The sequence below is a fragment of the Pontibacter sp. MBLB2868 genome, assembly GCF_051904785.1.
Classification (GTDB): domain Bacteria; phylum Bacteroidota; class Bacteroidia; order Cytophagales; family Hymenobacteraceae; genus Pontibacter.
In genome coordinates this window covers 1,221,636-1,240,156 of the sequence record NZ_CP196710.1, presented here as the reverse complement: position 1 = coordinate 1,240,156, position 18,521 = coordinate 1,221,636, and the positions used below count along the sequence as shown (strand labels likewise).

The following is an 18,521-nucleotide window of genomic DNA, read 5'->3' as shown; positions in this document are numbered from 1 at the left end:
TTCATATCCTCTTTTTAACACGCCTTACATCAATGTGTTTAATCTTTATTTAAGGTTATAAATACTCGCCCTCTCAATAATGATCAAAATAGGTATACCATTTAAGGTATGAATGTGCCACTACTAAATTCCTGAAGTATGATTACAAAAGTAAAGCCGTATCTGTCAGCAAAAGCAGATATACAGGACGACGGAAAGCATCTGAAATGTCCTATCGAAAATCCATCTGAGGGCCTTAAAGCAAATGCTTATTATTTTAATCATCCTGAATGGGCTGAAGAGTATTTAACCTACTGCCATAGAAGTGAAGCCTTCAGAAGCAGATGGATGGCTGCCATTGGGGATTGGACCGACAAGGTAGTTCTTGATATTGGATGTGGTCCTGGTAATATCTATGCATCTCTTCAGGGTAAGCCAAAGCTTTTAATCGGAGTTGATGTTGCACCCGGATCTCTGGATCTAGCAAAAAAGCTAGGTTATGTACCCATTCTTGCTGATGCTACCAAACTCCCTTTCAAATCAGCCTTTGCAGATATAGTAGTATTAAATGCAGCACTACATCACTGCGATGACATGACAGCTATACTGGTAGAGGCAGCACGTATGGTTAAGCCTGGTGGTCTTCTTATTACTGATCATGATCCACAACTTAGCGCCTGGAATTATAAAGGACTGGCAAAGCTACTCTGGAACGGGCGATTGTTAATTTACAAGATCACTGGGCATGGGTTTCATAAAACAAATAGTCAGCAGCAATGGGGACTGGCTTGTGAAATCCACCATAAACCTGGCCACGGAGTGACCAAAGAGTTTTTTACAAACACTTTAGTACCAGAAGGATTTGAAGTAAAAGTATTCCCCCATAATCATGAACTTGGCGCTGAGGTTTTATCAGGTAAAAAAGGTAAAGCTGAATTAAAGTATAGAGTAGGAAATTTCCTATCCGGAAGAAACCCTGATGCAGATACCAGTGCCTTATCTCTAATGTGTGTAGCCAGGAAGAAAGTAGTAGAATCTGCTGCAATTGTGTAGGTTAAATTTATTTCTTCATTCTAGGCGAACTTTGCAGCATACTGTATCTATATTACTTTCAAATTCTTGTTTGTATAAAGAGCAAAACCTGATTCTTAGAATCAGGTTTTGCTCTTTATACAAACAAGAATAATCAATAGGTTTATGCAGTATTTATCAAAATGATATGCAACGTTCTAAACTTATAAAAGACGTCATTTAGCCTTTTTAAGTATAAATGGCTTTCCTTGAACGTTTCGCTTATCATTTAAGATATATACAACCAGGCCTCTTATATCATGGGAGAACTCAATTTCATGATATTCCCCATCGGTTTTAAATTTATGCTCCTCTTCTCCTATCTGCACAACATAAGTAGCAGGAACTCTATCGGCTTTAACTTTTTTAATAGATATTTTTTTTACTTTCTCAGGGAAAACCACCTGATCTGGAACTTTGTCGTTTAAAAACTCCGTAGCACCCACTTTTACTTTGATGTCTTGTGCAAATGAAAAGTACGGTATAACGATTAGGATTAATATCAAGATATGCCTCATTGTTGTCTTTTTTAAGTGATGATGCTATAGTTTAATCAGAGTCTCCTTTTTATTTATCCAACACAAGTTTAGAAGTGCTAACTCCATAGCTTGTTTGTAACCGTACTAAATAGAGTCCTTTAGAAAGTTTGCTGCCATCTACTTCAACAGTAAAATGCTCTCCTTCTACTGCATCACCTTCCTTCAGGACCTTAACCAGCTCCCCTTTTTCATCATAAAGACTTAATGTATAACTAGATCCATGCTGTACAAATACATTTATTATAGCTTTATCGGAGAATGGATTTGGGTATACCTGAAGTGCTTCTGCATCTTGCTCGCCATCTTTTTGTAGTGTACTCACAGATGTTGCAGCGAAAGTGGCTGAAGTTATGGTAAACTTATCTCTTGTTGTATTAGTACCTGCTGAAGTTGTAACTGATATTTTTACGTTAGAAGGCAGCTTTCCATTAACCATCGGCACAGTAGCTATAATATTACCATCGTTATCATATTTATAAAAAGCATTACTCGGCCCGAAAGAAACATTTGTGGCTCCCGCTAAATTTGCACCAGTGATCAGCACAGGTTCTCCTACTGCCCCTTTTGTTGGATAAAAACTAGCTATAACAGGAGGTTGTGTAGTGAGAGCTGTAACAATAAAGTCATTCATACTAAAAGCAGTACCGCCCCCTGTTGTAACACTTATTTTACCGGTAGTTGCCCCTGCAGGAACAGTTGCTGTAATACTGGAAGCACTTACTACTGAGAAACTTGTTGCACTTGTAGTATTGAAGGCTACAGAAGTAGCACCACTTAAATTGCTACCGCTGATTGTAATTACATCTCCAATATTTCCACTTGCTGGACTGAAACCAGCAACAACAGGTACTGTTTGGCTAGGGTTAATGACGTTTATGTTGACTGATGCTGGATCACTGTTGGCGTTAAGATTATCATAAGCTATGGCACTAATTTGATAATTTCCAGCTGCAACATTATTCCATGTATAACTATATGGACTACTTAAATCCTCTCCAATTTTAGTACTGCCGTTGAAGAATTCTACTTTTGATATAGTTCCATCTTCATCTGAGACAGTTGCAGTTATTGTAATAACGGCCGGTGCATCAAAACTAGCATTACTAGCCGGCGCCGTAATAGCGACTTTAGGTATTAAATTTGTGGCACTAATGACTGTAAACACATCAGTACTTGTAGAACTGCCATTGGTGGTGTTTACAGTTAGTTTTCCTGTAGTAGCACCACCTGGTACTGTTGCTGTAATTGTCGAAGCACTGTTAACGGTATAACTTGCTGATGAACCATTAAATAACACAGTACTTACACCTGTGAAATTACTTCCATTAATCAATACCTGATCTCCTACACTACCACTTGTTGGGCTGAAACTAAATATGGCAGGTGCCGGAGTAGTAGGCGAAGACGTAACTCTTATGTTAACATTTTCACTGACTTGAGTTATACCGTCTGTTACCCTAAAGTTTATTTTATAGTTACCAGTTTGCCTGTTAGTTGGGGTCCAGAAAAATTCCCCGGTAGTTGAATTGAGAGAAGCACCTGTAGGCAACTTATTTGCTGAATAGGTTAATATTTGTGCAGGTATGTCTGCATCCGATCCTACCAAAGTAAATCTAAGAGTTCCCCCTATCCCGACCTCTTTATCACCAATAGTTGCTAAAAGTGGTGCTTGGTTAACCTCACTTACTTGAATAGATATAGTTTCCTGATCTGTAAGTGCTCCGTCTGAAACTTCAATCGTGAAAGCATAAGTTCCAGGACCATGTAATTCTCCTGGAGTCCAGCTGAAAACTCCTGTAACAGGATCTATTTTGGCACTAGCCATAGCGCCGATTAATGAATAAGTTAAAGTGTTATTAGGTAATCCATCATCTGTGGCAACTACTTGAAATGTTAAAAGCGTTAGTTCATTAACAGATTTATTGCCTATAGTGGCTAATACCGGCGACTGATTTGCCGGAGCACTTACTGCCAGCGCAAACTCGTCGCTGACCCTGCCGCCACGACCGTCGTCGGCTGTCACCTGCAGGGTCAGGGTCCCTGCCGTGGCTGGGATGCCCGTGAAGGTGCGGTTCGCTCCATCAAAGCTTAGCCAGGAAGGAAGCGGGCTGCCGTCTGATTGGCTCGCTGTGTAGGTGAGCACATCGGCATCAACGTCAGTGAAGGTGGTAGCCGCAAACGTGAAGCTGTAGGCCGAACCGACCGTGGCCACCTGGTCTGCGATTGGTCCATTCACCACCGGCGACTGATTTGCCGGAGCACTTACTGCCAGCGCAAACTCGTCGCTGACCCTGCCGCCACGACCGTCGTCGGCTGTCACCTGCAGGGTCAGGGTCCCTGCCGTGGCTGGGATGCCCGTGAAGGTGCGGTTCGCTCCATCAAAGCTTAGCCAGGAAGGAAGCGGGCTGCCGTCTGATTGGCTCGCTGTGTAGGTGAGCACATCGGCATCAACGTCAGTGAAGGTGGTAGCCGCAAACGTGAAGCTGTAGGCCGAACCGACCGTGGCCACCTGGTCTGCGATTGGTCCATTCACCACCGGCGACTGATTTGCCGGAGCACTGGTGTTAAATACAGCATCAACCCAATAATTTGATGACTGAAAGTTATTTATAGGAAAAGCCGGTGTGTTAGTATACAAATACACTCCATTAGGCCCGTCCTCTCCATCAGCCAAAGCCCGCAAAGGATTCTTATCTACTGCCAGATTAAAAAATGGATTTGTTGCAGAGTAGTAGCCAGAGCTACTGTGATAAGTAACTACATATGTTACACTAGCAGTTACATTCACTGGACTAGAGAAAGCCACTTCTTGCCAGCCAGAGGCTGTTTCATTGACAAAAGTAGCCTCTGCCAACAAATTACCCGAGTTGCTGTACAGTTGACCAATGTGCGTACCTGTATTACCACTTTGCTTGTAAAAACGAACACCACTAATTTTACCATCTACCAGAGTGCGGAACTTCATCCCTAATTGAATTCCTCCTTGATTATCATTGTAAACAATTCCTGAGGGAGCTTCATTTGCTTGAAAAACTGTACATGGACAATTACTAGGTCCTTGTTCACCTACTGTAACATTTATAGTAACTGGTGTTCCAATATTGCCCGAATCATCGTAGGCTCTTGCTTGTATAGTAGTCGCTCCCTGAGATGTAGGAGTCCACGCATATGTCCAGTTAGAAGTACCATTTGCTACCTTCCAGCTTGTACCACCGTCAGTAGACACTTCTACTCCAGCAACAACACCAGCATCTGATGCCGTACCACTTATCGTCACTAAAGTGGCAGCTGGCAAGTTAGCGCCTCCCGCAGGAGAAGCTATCACTATGCCAGGAGCCTGCGTATCTGTTGTGGCAGAAGCAGCAACTAAGCCTGCTTGCAGGCTACGGGGTTGCGCACCCATATCAGCTAACAGATTTATAGTAGCTTGCTGTAATGCCGTACTTGGTGCAGCATTTCCTCTATCATGATTACTATCTAAACCCCAAGAATACTGAACTGTACCGGCCCCAAAAACAAATGCACCACTTTTATGCCTGTAAAGTGAAAAGTTATGAATATTTCCACCCACATTAGTTCTAGAAAGTATTATTCTTCCATATGGATAGGATGATCGATACTGTTCCTGTTCAGGATTCCATTCGTATCCTATTATGCCATTAGTCAGGGAAGCTGTTTGACCATTGCCAAGAGAAGCGACACTCGTATTACGCCAAAAACGTAAGTTTTTTAAAGTACTGGGTACCTCAAGTGGAGCTGTATTTTCTGCCCAACTTATTTGACCGGTCAACTCGTTTTCTGGTTTACAAGCTAAAGGATCTTGGCTTGTAAACTCACAACCACTTCGCCATAAGCCAGTCCATTCACTTGTGGGGTCACACTTCCCGTTACAGGTATTCTCCCCTTCTGATCCCTCTTTGTAACATACTAAAGTACGGTGAGAAGTACCGCTACCATCTATGCTATTTTCCCAACGTGTTTTCCAATATACTTCGTTGCCACTGAAGAAAGCTAAGTTAGTTCCTGAATTACGAGCTGCAGTTACATAAGCTCGTTGTGTACCTGACCAATACTCATCATGCCCTACAGACATAAACACTTTGTGTTTAGTAATTAGATTACCGCGGCGATCGCTGTCAACACCAGTAGTATAGCTTACATCAAAACCATTTGCTTCCAACCAACGGATCATCGGATACTCAGCATTGAACAGCCAATCTTCTTCAGCTCCGCCACCGCCACCGCCATTTCGGGTAACGAACGGTCTGTTATAGCTTACTTTCTCTGCCTTGCCGCCACTACCTGTATAAAGGCTTTTCCCATTGTTATTATCGCCATACACATTGTAAGCTTGCCAAGTAGCATCAGAAGTTTGAAAAAGTAAATCTGAAGTGCCGGCATCGTCTCGGACGATAAACACAATATGGCTGGAGCCTCCTCCACTACGTGTAAGTTTTGCAATATAGACACCGGATACAGCGTTACTTGGTATCGCCCAACTAGCAGATTCAGCCCAGTTACCACAATCTATTAATCCAGTAGATGAGTTGGTAAGGCAGTTTGGTTGTGTTTGAGGCAGGTTAGCCGTAACAGTAGCATTCCCCTGGTATCTCGCACCATTTCCCTGGTAATAACCCAGTCGATAGATTTTAACAGTATATGCGCTTGCACTTGTTTTAATTTTAAAACGAGCAGTTTCACCTTTGTTATAACTGATATCTGTAGCAAAACCCTGAATGCTTAAATCACCTGCGCCAGTTATCTGCCACTCGGATTCAGGGTTACCCGGCAGTGAGTTCTCAGCTACGATATCGTTCTGTCCTGAAAGTGCAGAAACAGTAATACTCACAGCTTCTGACGTAACCACATCCCCTCTATTATCGGTTACTCTTGCCGTTAAATCATAGTTTCCAGAGGGTACATCATTCCAGGTAAAAGAGAATGGACTAGTTAGATCCTCTCCTAGCTTTTGTGAGTTCTGAAAAAACTCAACCTTCGCTACTGAACCATCGGTGTCTGTAGCTGTAGCAGCTATTGTTATAGAAGCCGGTGCATTAAACGCGGCATTAGTTATTGGTGAAGTAATAGCTACCGAAGGTAGTTGGTTAGGAGGTAAGTCTGTACTAAATACAACATCAACCCAATAATTAGATGCTTGGAAAGTATTTGTTGGAAAAGCAGGTGAAGTAGTATAGCTATAAACACCATTAGCTCCATTTTCTCCATTTGCTAAGCCGCGGAGTGGTAAACGATTGATAGCCTGATTAAAATATGAATCTGTTTCAGAATAATTACCATCACTGCTATGATATGAAATTATATATATTTGCCCCGAAGCTATAGCCACAGGATTATTAAATGCAACCTCCTGCCAGCCTGATGCCGTTTCGTTAATAAAAGTCGCTTCAGCTAATAATGTACCTGTTATACTATATAATTGCCCTATATGCGAGCCGGTGTTACCACTTTGTTTGTAGAATCGCACGCCACTTACATATCCATCCACTGTAGAACTAAACTTCATTCCCAACTGAACTGGCTGTCCATCATTTACTAAATCACTAGCTGGTGCATCAGTAGTTTTAAATACAGTGCAGGGACATACTGCGGCAACTGAGATACTTACAGATTCTGAAATTGTTACAGAACCATAATTGTCTGTAGCTCGTGCTGTAATTTCATATAAGCCTGCATCAACATTGTTCCAAGTAAAGCTCCAGCCATTACTACCATCTGTATCCTGACCTAATTTTACTGCCCCTTGATAAAATTCTACACTTGCCACGGCTCCATCAGTATCAGTTACTGAGGCTACAAGAGTTATAGTGCCTGGTGCTTCAAATGTACTATTGTTAGTTGGAGAAGTTATTGCTACTGTAGGAGCCTGATTAGGTAATGCACTTATATCATATGTTGCCACATAGTTACCTGTTGTACATGGGAAAAAAGCATACTCAATGCCTTTGATAATTTCTCTTCTAACTACTACAGGTGATCCGTTTACTGTTAAGTTTGTTAATTGTCCTGTTTTCTCTGTCATCGGAAGCATCCCTTGCAGATTACGTGCACCACTTGCTACACTAACCTGAAAGTTGAGTTCACTTCCGTTCCAGGACATTGCATTAAAAGTTGAACCATTACGACCATCTAGCCAAATCAGTAATTGCCTGGATGATATGACTGGTACATTTCGCGCCTTGGCAGAAGCTATGATTGCATCAGAACCGCTTGAAGTACCGGCATCTGTATGCATATTTGCACAGAAAATACCGTAGTACCCCTCTTGCCCTAAAGCTTTATTCAAAAGCTGATCAATTGTGTATGGAAAGGTTTGATCTGATTCATCTGTCATTTGGGTTGTGAGTTGGTAAGTATCAATCAAACCTCCATCCATATCAGTAAATCGCATAGGAATTCCTGAACCAGTAAACATACCTGGCCTGTCCTGTATCCATGGACTCGGCCAGTAATAGTAGTTAGCATCAAGTCTTATCCCTTTAGTTACTTCTAACTTGGGTTGTGTACTCCAGTCGCTCCAGGCTATACAGTGAGTTCTATTAGTCGTTGGTGAGGCAACACTTGGAAATCGTGACTTAAATTCAGACAGCTGTGTTGTAAGATTTTGCTCTAAGGAGGTAAGAGTGAAATTTTCACAATTTGTATTTAAGTGAAGGGCAACTTCAAACCCTTGTTGTTCAAATGCTTTTGCTTCAGAATCTGTAATAGGTGTGTTTGGGTAAATGTATGAGGTACCACGTATAGCTCTCCAATCAGCAACTGCCTCCGCACTGTTATCATCGCTTAGTTGCAAATACTGATTGAATCGTGCCTTTGTACCACCGTTTCCATGGTCGTCACCTGTCATCACCACAGCCGCCTTCAGGCCTCTGGGCATATACCAGAAACGAGGCATGGGTTTACGGGAATTAAGGGTAATAATATTTGCTAACAATCTTTGTTGTTCATCAGCCTGTGGAATAGCTACTTTATTGAGATCAATCCAATCTGGATAGAACTGATCATCAGAGCGTATAGGGTCAATCTGACCATCTCTCTTTTGGCCGGACCACGCTGGATTCCCCTGACGGGTATAAACTATAGAACGGGCCAAATCATAAGTAAAAGCTACTGCTGAGCCACCTTGATCTCCAACGGTGTTGATTGTTACAGCAGGATAAGAGGTTGAAGTAGTCGGACCTGAATAGAGGGTAGCAATCTTTGTTGCTCCGCTTAGCTGATACAAGTCGGCAGTTCCTTGGTATTGTATTGTCTGATTAACAATCCCTTTACCTGGTCCTGTTTGCGACACTAACAGGTATTTATCCGCTAACGTACCACCTACTGAAATTAAGCCCATTAATGATGACAGCTTAGAATCAGGTTTTAAAGCTATCAATGTACCTCCTGCGATAGTCCAGTTACTAAATACCGTAACCTGAGCATCAGTAAGAGGTATGTTTCCTAAAATTACTACATCATAAGAACTGAGTATATCTGCAGTTATTTCAGATATGTCTGCTGTATTAAACCCATTTAATCCTTCAGCTGTTAATATTTCAGAAGGGTATTGACTAAATTTATTAGCGGTTCCGCTCACTACAAGTATTGAGCTGCCTGCGCTAACAGCAGGTGTAGGTATTATGGTGTGGGCATTTAAAGGGATTGCTTTTCGAAGTTTTTCTGATAAAACTTTACTTGCTGGTGCCTGCGATACATCCTTGTTTCTGTTTTCGTTAAGGATTTGTGTACTTCCCATTTTGCTAACTGAACCCATTGATTTTATAGGTTCCACCCTGGTAAGGCTTGCCAAAAAATAAAGGCCCTTGAACTGGTGCACAACCAATTGTGCAGAAGCTACATAAAAGCTGGAAAGAATAAACAGCACCAATAATGGTTGTTTCCATGAAACTAAAAAAGTAGACTTCATACTCATATAATGTTTGTTTTAATCAGCAAAACATACTTGTGTAATTGTTAAACTCAAAGCTAGGAATGAAGTCAATAGAACTCTGTTATCAGATTAATTGACTGGTGTTATTACTATGTTGGGTTACAGAATCAAAATAATTTTTTATATTAAATCAATAAACAGCCTTTAACTTATACCGATAAAGCAAAAGCAATTAATCACCTGTCTCTTCAAGAGACAGATCAGACAACTATTATAATGCGTCAATTTTTTATTGATATTTTAACAAATAAAACTTTCAACTATTTTACGAATACAATTTTTTATTATTTGTATATAATTGCCAATTTTGATAAACGGAGCAAATTGAAGAGCAAACGTAGGGTCTATGATAGTAAAAGTACAAGTGCAGGAAATTTGTGTTATTGTATTTTACAAAACATCTCATACTTTTAAACATACCCTAACAAAACTCAACCCTAGCGGCTAATAAAGTGCAGGTATTGTTGAGAGGGGAACAACTTAAACTATCCTTACTACAATAAGATTGACTAGCTGTATTGTTTGGGATATGATAAACTATAAAAGCTAAAATGGAAAAATGATTAGTGACAATTGCAGTAGTTCCAGTTTAAATTCCTTTTCAATCAAATCTTTTTTGATTCCAATATGATTCAGACTCTGCAAGTATTTGCTTTCTAAACTGAAGTTGTGTGATAGTTTATAGCGGACACCAACTGCTGCACTTATATTTCTTTCTTCTATGTGGTGACTAATATCAGTAGAAATCTCATTAAATCGTTCGCTTGCATGTACCAACAAATCTAAATGAGAGCCTATAATTACAGCAGTCTTAGGTGTTACTTCGTATTGAAGAACTACAGGTAAGGATAAATATCCTAAACTATAACTAATTCCATCTTCTTTTACTTCTCCTCCAACAAATGTGTATAGGTATTCTTGCTGAAGAGAAATCTTTTTGTAAATATGAATTTCCAGGAGCATGCCAGCTGATAAACTGGGCTTCCAAACTAAATCAATTCGAGTAGCGGGCTTAGGATACCCAAAATTAAAATTTGTCCTTGAGCTTCCGACACCAAGCTTAATGCCAAACCTTATCTTGCTCGGACTTACTTCAATTCTTTGAATAATTGTATCTGCGTTGGGGTGATTATCTTTTACCTTGCATAAACAAGAGGTATGAAACAGCTCTTCTGGAATAGCCAGAGCAAGACTGGAACTTGTAGATGTATGGCAAAAAAACCATACTAGGAGTAAAGTTAAAGCATGGCGCATTATGCATCTTTTTACATGGTATATTAAAAAATTTGTTTCTGAGCAGTATAAATCTACCCTATTCCAAGTTCTATAGGTAGGTTAGGTTCCTCTTGCTCTGTCTTTTGCTTATCCTGCTTTATGAAGCTCTTTAATACCTGTTCATTAAAAGCCTCCATAATCTTTCCCATACTTAAAAACTCTTCTGCATAGGTTCTGGCATTTAACCGTAAATATCTATTATCTTCTATTACAGCCATTTGTATTGCCCTATTAAGTGCTTCTTGGTTTTCAGGCTCAACTAAGATTCCTGCTTTGTGTTGATCAATTATTGCATACAAGCTTGTGCCTTTATTGGCTGTGATCACAGCTAAGCCTCCGATCCCGAGGATTGTAGTAAGCTTAGATGGCATTACTAAGTCACCTGCAGTAGACTTTTGAATCACCAAATGAACATCAGCCATATTCAAAAACTGATTAAACTTCTCGAGAGGTTGCGTAGGAAGGAAGAATACATTTCTCAACTCAAAGTTATTCGCTAGCATTCGCAAAGCTTTTTGATAAGGACCTGAACCGCATATAATAAACTTCAAATTTTCCTGTTTTTGTAAAGCTCTGGCAGCATGTATTATTGTGTCCAGACCTTGTTTCTCTCCGATTGCTCCAGAGTAAAGCACTATCTTATCAGTAGTGTTAAAGCCAAAGTTTTGCTTTAGGCATGAACGTTCCTCGACAGGATAGAACAGCTTACAATCAGTCCAGTTCTTAAATAAGTAAACTTCTTTTTTAGCTTTCAGCCTGATTCTACGCACCATTCCCTCAGATATACTGCTTATTATATCAGCATTCTTGAAGATGTAGCCTTCCAACATGAAGAGAAAATTTAAAACTATCGGCGACTTAATCATTTTAAGATCCCTGGCAGCTTCAATCTGCAAATCTTGAACATGATACAGTAAAATTGATTTGCGAAGTTTTTTGTAGAATACTCCTAACAGACCAAATTGGAAACAAGGCACAACAGAGATAACATAATCGTGTCTCTTTCTGAATAGCAGTTGAGTTAGCTTGAAAAAGGCCGAGATAAAAAATGATATGTCAACGAATATCCTTTTGAGTCCTGTTGGTATAGCGGGCACATACATGGGGCACCTAATAATCCGAACGCTGTTCCCATTAAGCTTTTGGTATTCTGTACTGTACCAGAACGTTTTGCTTGAGTAGTTTTCTTGAACCTTCCACTGGGGATAGTATGGATAAGATGTAAGAACTTCGCATTCGTAGCCATTTTGTGCCAACCACGTGATCATTTCTCCACTATACTTCCCAATACCAGTTGGTTCAGGGTAATAATTGTACCCAATTAAAAGTATACGCTTGCTCATAGATAAAAAGGAAAAATAAATCGGCAACACACCAGAACAGCCCTGCTAAAACAGAACTATTCTTTTTATTTTTATTATTTATCTACGAAATTTAAAATTTTATACTGTTGGAAACAATGCTATTATATGTTAATAGCTTTAGTTTATTAGTGTATGCTACCGATGATAGGGTCGAGTATACTGTAAGCCATTGAAGCAAACCATATACATTTTGTGATTCTATTGTTGATTAGTCAGATTGTGGAGTATCAGAGGTCACCTGCCTAGTAGTTTTTGATTCTTTTAGATTAACTTCACGTATTTTACAGTATATTTGGACGTAGTAAAAACCGTTGGAGCATAGGCTAAACAAATTGTTATAAAATTGAATTAGTATCATTTTAGTAAATAGTTAAAAAATTAACTATCACAAGCGAAGCTAGAGTAAAAAGGGAATGAAGTTGGCAATAGTAATATCAATCCTATAATAATTAATGAAGCTAAAGCGCTTATTTAGCACACTATCAGTAACTTAAAGCACGTTTAAGTTACTGATAGGTTAAAGTGACCAAAGCATTGAGCTTGTGATATAAGCTTTTCAGGATTTTAGGCTATTTTTAAATTAATTTTTCAAATTAAAGAATCTTACAATAATTCCACCGGTGTTCTAAAGATGGGCATCTCATGCGGAGGTTGGTATTTGTAGTCCTGGATCAAATACTTGTCCTTCTGGCGCACCTTATCAAGTGCTCTGAACACAATAAGCGTTTAGTAGCTCCATTATTATGCTGCCGCTCCAGCTCTTGAGCATCGATTTTTAAGCTGGATGAATCCCAGCTCGTTGTCAACTCGTATAACATCTGGCAACCGCAGGGCAGCAGTCGACAAGCCCGCCTCCGCTGTAAGTATCTCGCGATTACTGTCATCGACGATGTTTAGGAACCTGAAACTGCGGCTGTCCTAGAGGCTATCACTAACATGATCCACCAATCAGACCTGATTGATCCTGTTAGGTTGGAAGAGGGCTTGCTTGAGTAATGCGAAATTTTCTCTGGTTAGTTTACCTTATAATTAATTTCAGTTAGCTGTAGCCCCGCACTAAGTCTTGTGGCACAATTTTCAGAAGGAAATAAACAAGCCAAATTGAATAAAAGCAGACTAAAAACATATGCTTAGCCCTCAACAGAACTATTTACTTGAATAGAAAAAGTCTAATTATTTTTTCACTCCATTAATCTTTCATCGCAAAGCATTGGATAAATATGTACTTGCGGATTTATTCTTATACTTGTTGGAGCACCTTAATTCCCTCATTTTTACCTGAGTCATAAATTCAACAATTGCAATATTCGTGCAATAAATAAAACCTGGTATACCTTCTAAGAAGCCAAAATTAAAGAAATAAGCATGGCAGAATCTCATTAAAGGCCAACCAGGTACTCTGCTCAACCACGCCTTAAGTGCTGGATTACGAATACTTCCATGGCGAGCGAATACTTGTTTAAAAGGAGGTAAGTGAAGGCGAGCTTTAGCTTCTAGTGTTGAATATCCATTATGCCGTTTATACCATTCTGACCACCCCTTTGACATACTAAAATGAAGATAAGGCTCTTTTATATAACCAATTTCCCCTTTAACATCATCCTCTTTTTGCCCATGACCAGCGTCTTTAAATCTAGCCATACCAACCCGCAAAATGCGAAACTGCCACTTTGGGAAAGTATCACAGTACTTCAACCATTTCCCCTCATACATCATTTTCCAACAACAATAATACCCTGCAACCTGGTCTCCCGAATTTCTTATTGAATCAAGCAATGCTTGGCGAAAACTTTCTGTTATAACTTCGTCCGCGTCTAGAAATAATATCCATTTATACTTTATATCCAAATGGTCTAATGCAAAATTTCGCTGCTTTCCAAAGCTTTCAAACTTGTTAGTCCAGATCTTAGATCCAAAATGTTCTGCAATTGCAATTGTTTTGTCAGTACTACCAGAGTCTAAAATATGCACGTCATCACACCATCTTAAGGATGAAAGACAGACAGGTAAATCCTTTTCCTCATTTTTAGTAAGTATTATCACCGATATCATATTGAATCAAGATTTATAACTGATTCTGTAAGAACAACTCCTTAATCTTTTCTTCAAACCTCTTTTTGATCGGTTTGCATGGATGACCCGCACAGACCATCCATTCCGGCATATCTTTAGTTACTACAGATCGCGCTCCGATAACACAACCTTCCCCAATAGTAACTCCTGGATGTATGAATGACTCCGCTGCAATCCATGCATTATCGCCTATACGGATTGGCATGGTAATTAGCGGGAACCCTGATTTTGTATAGTCATGCGTTCCGGCACAAAGGTGAGCCCCCTGTGAGATTACAGCCCGACGGCCTATCTCTATTATATCTTGAGAGTAAAGAATTGCGCTGTTAGCCACACCACACTCATCTCTTAATATCAGATTCCAAGGTGCCCAGATCTTTGCCCTTGGATATATGTGAACACCTCTGCCTACTTTAGCACCAAAAGCACGAAGCAAAAAAGTTCTCCATGCATGAGCTGGTTTTGGTGAATAGCGGAAGAACAGAAGCACTATCACCCCCCACAGTACTCTCCCCAACCGGTTGCGAAGTGAGAATGAGGCTCCTAGATATGTATCTTGGTTATACATTTAAACTAAAGAATATAATTAACAAAGCCCGATACAGTATCTTCAGTCACCTTCCCCACTACTGCCCTATTATACAATACTTTCCTTAAACTCCTCTTTAAAATCAGTTCTGATAATCCAGATTTTAAGCAAACCAAGCACCACCTTAAACTACCTATTTTTTGAGTCTTCACAAATTCACTAAAAGCTTTTAATGATACCTTCAAATCTCGAAGAGGCTTATGTCTTGTATAGTAGTAAATAAGACTCTTTTCAACCAAAGCATTCACTGCAGCATCAGAAGTCTTATAGTTATCCCACTTATTCCTAAACGCTCCGTAAGTTTCAATACGCGAGGAAGTTAGGCTATTCCCATGAATTCTCCTGTTGTAGAGTCTGTTATCGATATAATGAACCTCTGCTCTCAGAGCCATTTGGCAAAATATATCAGAATCTTCGTGGGACCAAAAATCCTTCTCATACCCAGTAGTTTTTTTGAATATTTCAGTCCTAAAAACGGAAAAGTGTCCTTGTCCTGTTGACGAAAAGAATGTTTCGAAAGGAGTTCTTTTGGTGGTTTGGGAGAGATTCCAAGGAATGCCAAACAAACTTGGTGCAACCCTACTCCTAAAACCAGGCCCAACTAAATTGCCTCCTGAGTCGATTACATTATATTGACAGCCCACTAGTCCCACTTCTTGGTGCTCATCAAGATACTTTACCAAAACCTCCATAAAGTTTGGATCAAGAACATCATCTCCATCTAAAAAATGAATATATTCTGTTTCCGATGGAAGCTTACTAAACCCTAAGTTTCTAGCCGCAGACGGCCCTTCATTTTCTTTTTTAAGAACTAAAAACTTATCATTAGACCCAATCAAGTCAATTATCACTTCATATGTGTTATCCGTGCTACTATTATCAACAACTACGCATGTCCATTCCTTTAAAACCTGACTAACAACAGACTTTATTGTTTCAGTCACATGCTGCCCGTTGTTATATGTAATAATTACAATACCTGCTTTCATGCTCCCAGTGAAACTTAAAAAAACTTGTAGAAATGCTGCATTCTTTTTTAATAAAGAAATTGCATAGAATTACAATGACACTTCACATTTTATAGCTTAAACACTTCGAAAAAACCTATAGCTATAACACATGTTCTTCAATTTAGAACGAAAAGACTCAACTTTAGTTGCACTATTTAAATTTAAAATATAAATTTACTATTTAGAAATGACTTTATGAAGAAGCATTACTTGTGATTTTATAGCAAAATAAGTATTGTAGGTAAAGAAAGCTTTAGTCCCCATAGCTTTTTTATTCTTAGCCGAAAGATTTAACCAAGAAGTAATTAGGCTTTGTGTTCCCTCTAAAGTGTCACTTGCAACTAACCCGCAACCATTTAAATGAATCTCATGCCATATGTTTACTTGATTTGATATTAAGACTGGTTTAGCACACGCTAATGCCTCAACTACAGCAATTCCAAAATTCTCTTGGTGACTAGGCAGAATAAAAGCTTCACATCCATAGAGAGCACCCCATTTGGCATCGCCAGCAAGCATACCAGGGAATAAGACTGTATCACATAGTTCTTTATTATCTTGCACAAACTTTTGCAGTTCCTGCCCAAAAGGCGTTTCAATTCCAGGGCCTGCTATGACTAACTTTGGTAGTGGGGCGAGTTCAGGCGGCATAGTACTTAAATTCCATTTAGAACACTGCACCTCTAACTGTCCAAGCTGTACAGCAGATAACTCTTTTACCAACTTTGCAAATGCTTTCAAAAGCAGATCAACTCCTTTCTTTTCGTGAATACGCCCCAAAAATAGAAAGTAAGGGCAGTCATCAAGATTATTGCATTTTGATCTAAAAGCTTCCTGCATCTGGAAATTATACAGTGGGGGCTCAATAATTCCTAAACCTACATTTTGTTCTTGTTTGGGTTGATATGGGCTAAAAGATGTGCGAGCAAGGCGCAACTCTTCTTCACAAGTAAATAACAAGCCATCAGCCTCACGAACAACTTTACTTTCGATTAAAGCCCAATAAATTACGTTACGTATTGCTTTTAATTTTCTCTCCGGGGCCCGCTGAAAATAAGGGTCCAACATTCCGTGCGGCATGATATATACCTTGGGTATCTTGATTTTATCCGATCCAGTAGTCGCACGTTTCTTTAACCTTTGAATGGCTTTAAGAAGTGCAAAGTTATGATAGAGCCACAACCCATGTACGATTACAGCATTGTATTGTTCAAGACTACTAATTAACCATGACGCAAGTTTTCTGTTGTAGCGCCAAGGATTATTACTCGGACCTAGAGCAATTACTTTGAAACGATCTTTATCCCAAAAAGATACTACAGGATCATCAAGGCAAGCAACTTCGCTTACAACACCTAGCTTCTCCAACTCTGGCACTGTATTTCTTATTACCTGACAAGGACCTCCAGATGAAGGATCCATACTTCCTATTACATGGAGCAGTTTCATCTGAAATTTTTCTTTTAATAAATGTTTAGAAATACAACAACACATTAAAAAGCTCAATCAGGTCTTTAGATTATTTACAGCAGCCTTGTTTGAACTCCTTTCAATACTCAGCCTTACTTTTTTAGTTTAATTTTAAGCTGCACTTGTTTCTACATTCTTCCTCTTCGCCACACACATCAGAGATAAGGCACTAGTGTCTGCACTAGGGTTTCTGCCGGAGAGCAGGTTGCCAATTCTGTACTTAAGCTCTGCTCTGCCTTTGTTACCCTGCAGCACTTCTGCTCCCAACGCATGATTATGAGGATAAACTTTCACTTCAAACCCTAAAGGAGAAAGAGTTGTCAGGAAGAACTCTTTCGTTACTCCATGCCCTGGTTTATGATGAGTCTCACATGCTAATCCCCACTCCTGCTGGCTATCTGTCTTATGGAAACCATGCCCTGTAATTTTATAAATATATAGCCGCGCCTGCCAAAGCAGTTTTGCGATACCTTTGTAGTCCCAGGCATAAAGCTGGGGGTCATGGTCTGTCACAATTAAGCCCCCGGGCTTTACAAGACGCGCGGCCTCCTTAAGTATAGCAGCCATGTCGTCGCAGTGGTGAAGCGTTGCATTAAGAACCACGATATCTGCAAAGCCAGATACGAAGGGAAGGTGAGTTGCATCTGCTAGGAGAGGAACATATGCCAAATTTTTGGCTAACTCAAGTGATCCGGGTGCAACATCAACGCCAATTAAAAACTTTGGTTTGCCTTGGAGCGTTGCAAAAATATTTCCAGGACCACACCCGATGTCCACCACTATTTTATCTGTCCAGTCCCCAACAGCTGCAGCCCACCTGCTCCTAAATGCCTCACTCCTGTGGCAGTAGGTCAGGTACTCTTCAGCCCACTCCGGATGGCTGAAATAATAGGCATTGGCTTTTAAACCCTCAGCCAGATTTTCAATAGGACATTCTAAATAACTTCCTGAGTCTTTTAATGACACATTTGGAAGTAGATAAGGTACAACTTTAATTTTCATTTGTTAATGGCTTAAAGTAAAATAATAGTATAGAGACTTGGTTAAATCATTAATAATTTAACCAAGAATAGATGGCAATTATTACGAAAAAACAGCACCTTATAATAAAAATATTCAAACTTAATCGTGAATAAACATAATTAAAGGGTGAGTGGCTTATTCTTATTTTTAGGAAGAAATTATTTTTCAGTAGAGACT

The 18,521-nt window shown here is 39.7% G+C and carries 10 protein-coding genes; 1 reads left to right on the top strand and 9 read right to left on the bottom strand.

Annotation, left to right across the window (positions count from 1 at the left end; all coding sequences use genetic code 11):
- Window positions 1-138: 138 nt before the first annotated feature.
- Window positions 139-1,032, top strand: coding sequence for a class I SAM-dependent methyltransferase (locus ACSX1A_RS05385; RefSeq protein ID WP_439882596.1), 894 nt, complete (start codon window positions 139-141; stop codon window positions 1,030-1,032).
- 194 nt (window positions 1,033-1,226) lie between these two features.
- Here ACSX1A_RS05385 and ACSX1A_RS05380 read toward each other — a convergent pair whose 3' ends face one another.
- The 9 genes from ACSX1A_RS05380 to ACSX1A_RS05340 form a co-directional block, all read right to left on the bottom strand.
- Window positions 1,227-1,568, bottom strand: a complete 342-nt coding sequence (locus tag ACSX1A_RS05380) for a hypothetical protein (protein WP_439882595.1) — start codon at window positions 1,566-1,568, stop codon at window positions 1,227-1,229.
- 49 nt (window positions 1,569-1,617) lie between these two features.
- Window positions 1,618-9,516 carry a DUF4082 domain-containing protein gene (locus tag ACSX1A_RS05375; protein ID WP_439882594.1) on the bottom strand — a complete coding sequence of 2,633 codons (7,899 nt, stop codon included), beginning with the start codon at window positions 9,514-9,516 and terminating at the stop codon, window positions 1,618-1,620.
- Window positions 9,517-10,086: 570 nt separating this feature from the next.
- Window positions 10,087-10,794, bottom strand: coding sequence for an outer membrane beta-barrel protein (locus tag ACSX1A_RS05370; RefSeq protein WP_439882593.1), 708 nt, complete (start codon window positions 10,792-10,794; stop codon window positions 10,087-10,089).
- A gap of 53 nt (window positions 10,795-10,847) precedes the next feature.
- Window positions 10,848-12,158, bottom strand: coding sequence for a WcaI family glycosyltransferase (locus ACSX1A_RS05365; RefSeq protein WP_439882592.1), 1,311 nt, complete (start codon window positions 12,156-12,158; stop codon window positions 10,848-10,850).
- 1,218 nt (window positions 12,159-13,376) lie between these two features.
- Entirely contained in the window at window positions 13,377-14,231 is an 855-nt protein-coding gene (locus ACSX1A_RS05360) for a glycosyltransferase family 2 protein (RefSeq protein ID WP_439882591.1), read from the bottom strand.
- A gap of 13 nt (window positions 14,232-14,244) precedes the next feature.
- Entirely contained in the window at window positions 14,245-14,820 is a 576-nt protein-coding gene (locus ACSX1A_RS05355; protein WP_439882590.1) for a WcaF family extracellular polysaccharide biosynthesis acetyltransferase, read from the bottom strand.
- 5 nt (window positions 14,821-14,825) lie between these two features.
- Window positions 14,826-15,830, bottom strand: coding sequence for a glycosyltransferase family 2 protein (locus ACSX1A_RS05350; protein ID WP_439882589.1), 1,005 nt, complete (start codon window positions 15,828-15,830; stop codon window positions 14,826-14,828).
- A 198-nt stretch (window positions 15,831-16,028) separates the two neighbouring features.
- Entirely contained in the window at window positions 16,029-17,273 is a 1,245-nt protein-coding gene (locus ACSX1A_RS05345; protein ID WP_439882588.1) for a glycosyltransferase, read from the bottom strand.
- Window positions 17,274-17,432: 159 nt separating this feature from the next.
- Window positions 17,433-18,323 carry a class I SAM-dependent methyltransferase gene (locus ACSX1A_RS05340; RefSeq protein ID WP_439882587.1) on the bottom strand — a complete coding sequence of 297 codons (891 nt, stop codon included), beginning with the start codon at window positions 18,321-18,323 and terminating at the stop codon, window positions 17,433-17,435.
- Between the last annotated feature and the right edge of the window lie 198 nt (window positions 18,324-18,521).

Coding starts and splice junctions, on each gene's coding strand:
- ACSX1A_RS05385 (WP_439882596.1), top strand. CDS start 139: ATGATTACAAAAGTAAAGCCGTATCTGTCAGCAAAAGCAGATATACAG.
- ACSX1A_RS05380 (WP_439882595.1), bottom strand. CDS start 1,568: ATGAGGCATATCTTGATATTAATCCTAATCGTTATACCGTACTTTTCA.
- ACSX1A_RS05375 (WP_439882594.1), bottom strand. CDS start 9,516: ATGAAGTCTACTTTTTTAGTTTCATGGAAACAACCATTATTGGTGCTG.
- ACSX1A_RS05370 (WP_439882593.1), bottom strand. CDS start 10,794: ATGCGCCATGCTTTAACTTTACTCCTAGTATGGTTTTTTTGCCATACA.
- ACSX1A_RS05365 (WP_439882592.1), bottom strand. CDS start 12,158: ATGAGCAAGCGTATACTTTTAATTGGGTACAATTATTACCCTGAACCA.
- ACSX1A_RS05360 (WP_439882591.1), bottom strand. CDS start 14,231: ATGATATCGGTGATAATACTTACTAAAAATGAGGAAAAGGATTTACCT.
- ACSX1A_RS05355 (WP_439882590.1), bottom strand. CDS start 14,820: ATGTATAACCAAGATACATATCTAGGAGCCTCATTCTCACTTCGCAAC.
- ACSX1A_RS05350 (WP_439882589.1), bottom strand. CDS start 15,830: ATGAAAGCAGGTATTGTAATTATTACATATAACAACGGGCAGCATGTG.
- ACSX1A_RS05345 (WP_439882588.1), bottom strand. CDS start 17,273: ATGGATCCTTCATCTGGAGGTCCTTGTCAGGTAATAAGAAATACAGTG.
- ACSX1A_RS05340 (WP_439882587.1), bottom strand. CDS start 18,323: ATGAAAATTAAAGTTGTACCTTATCTACTTCCAAATGTGTCATTAAAA.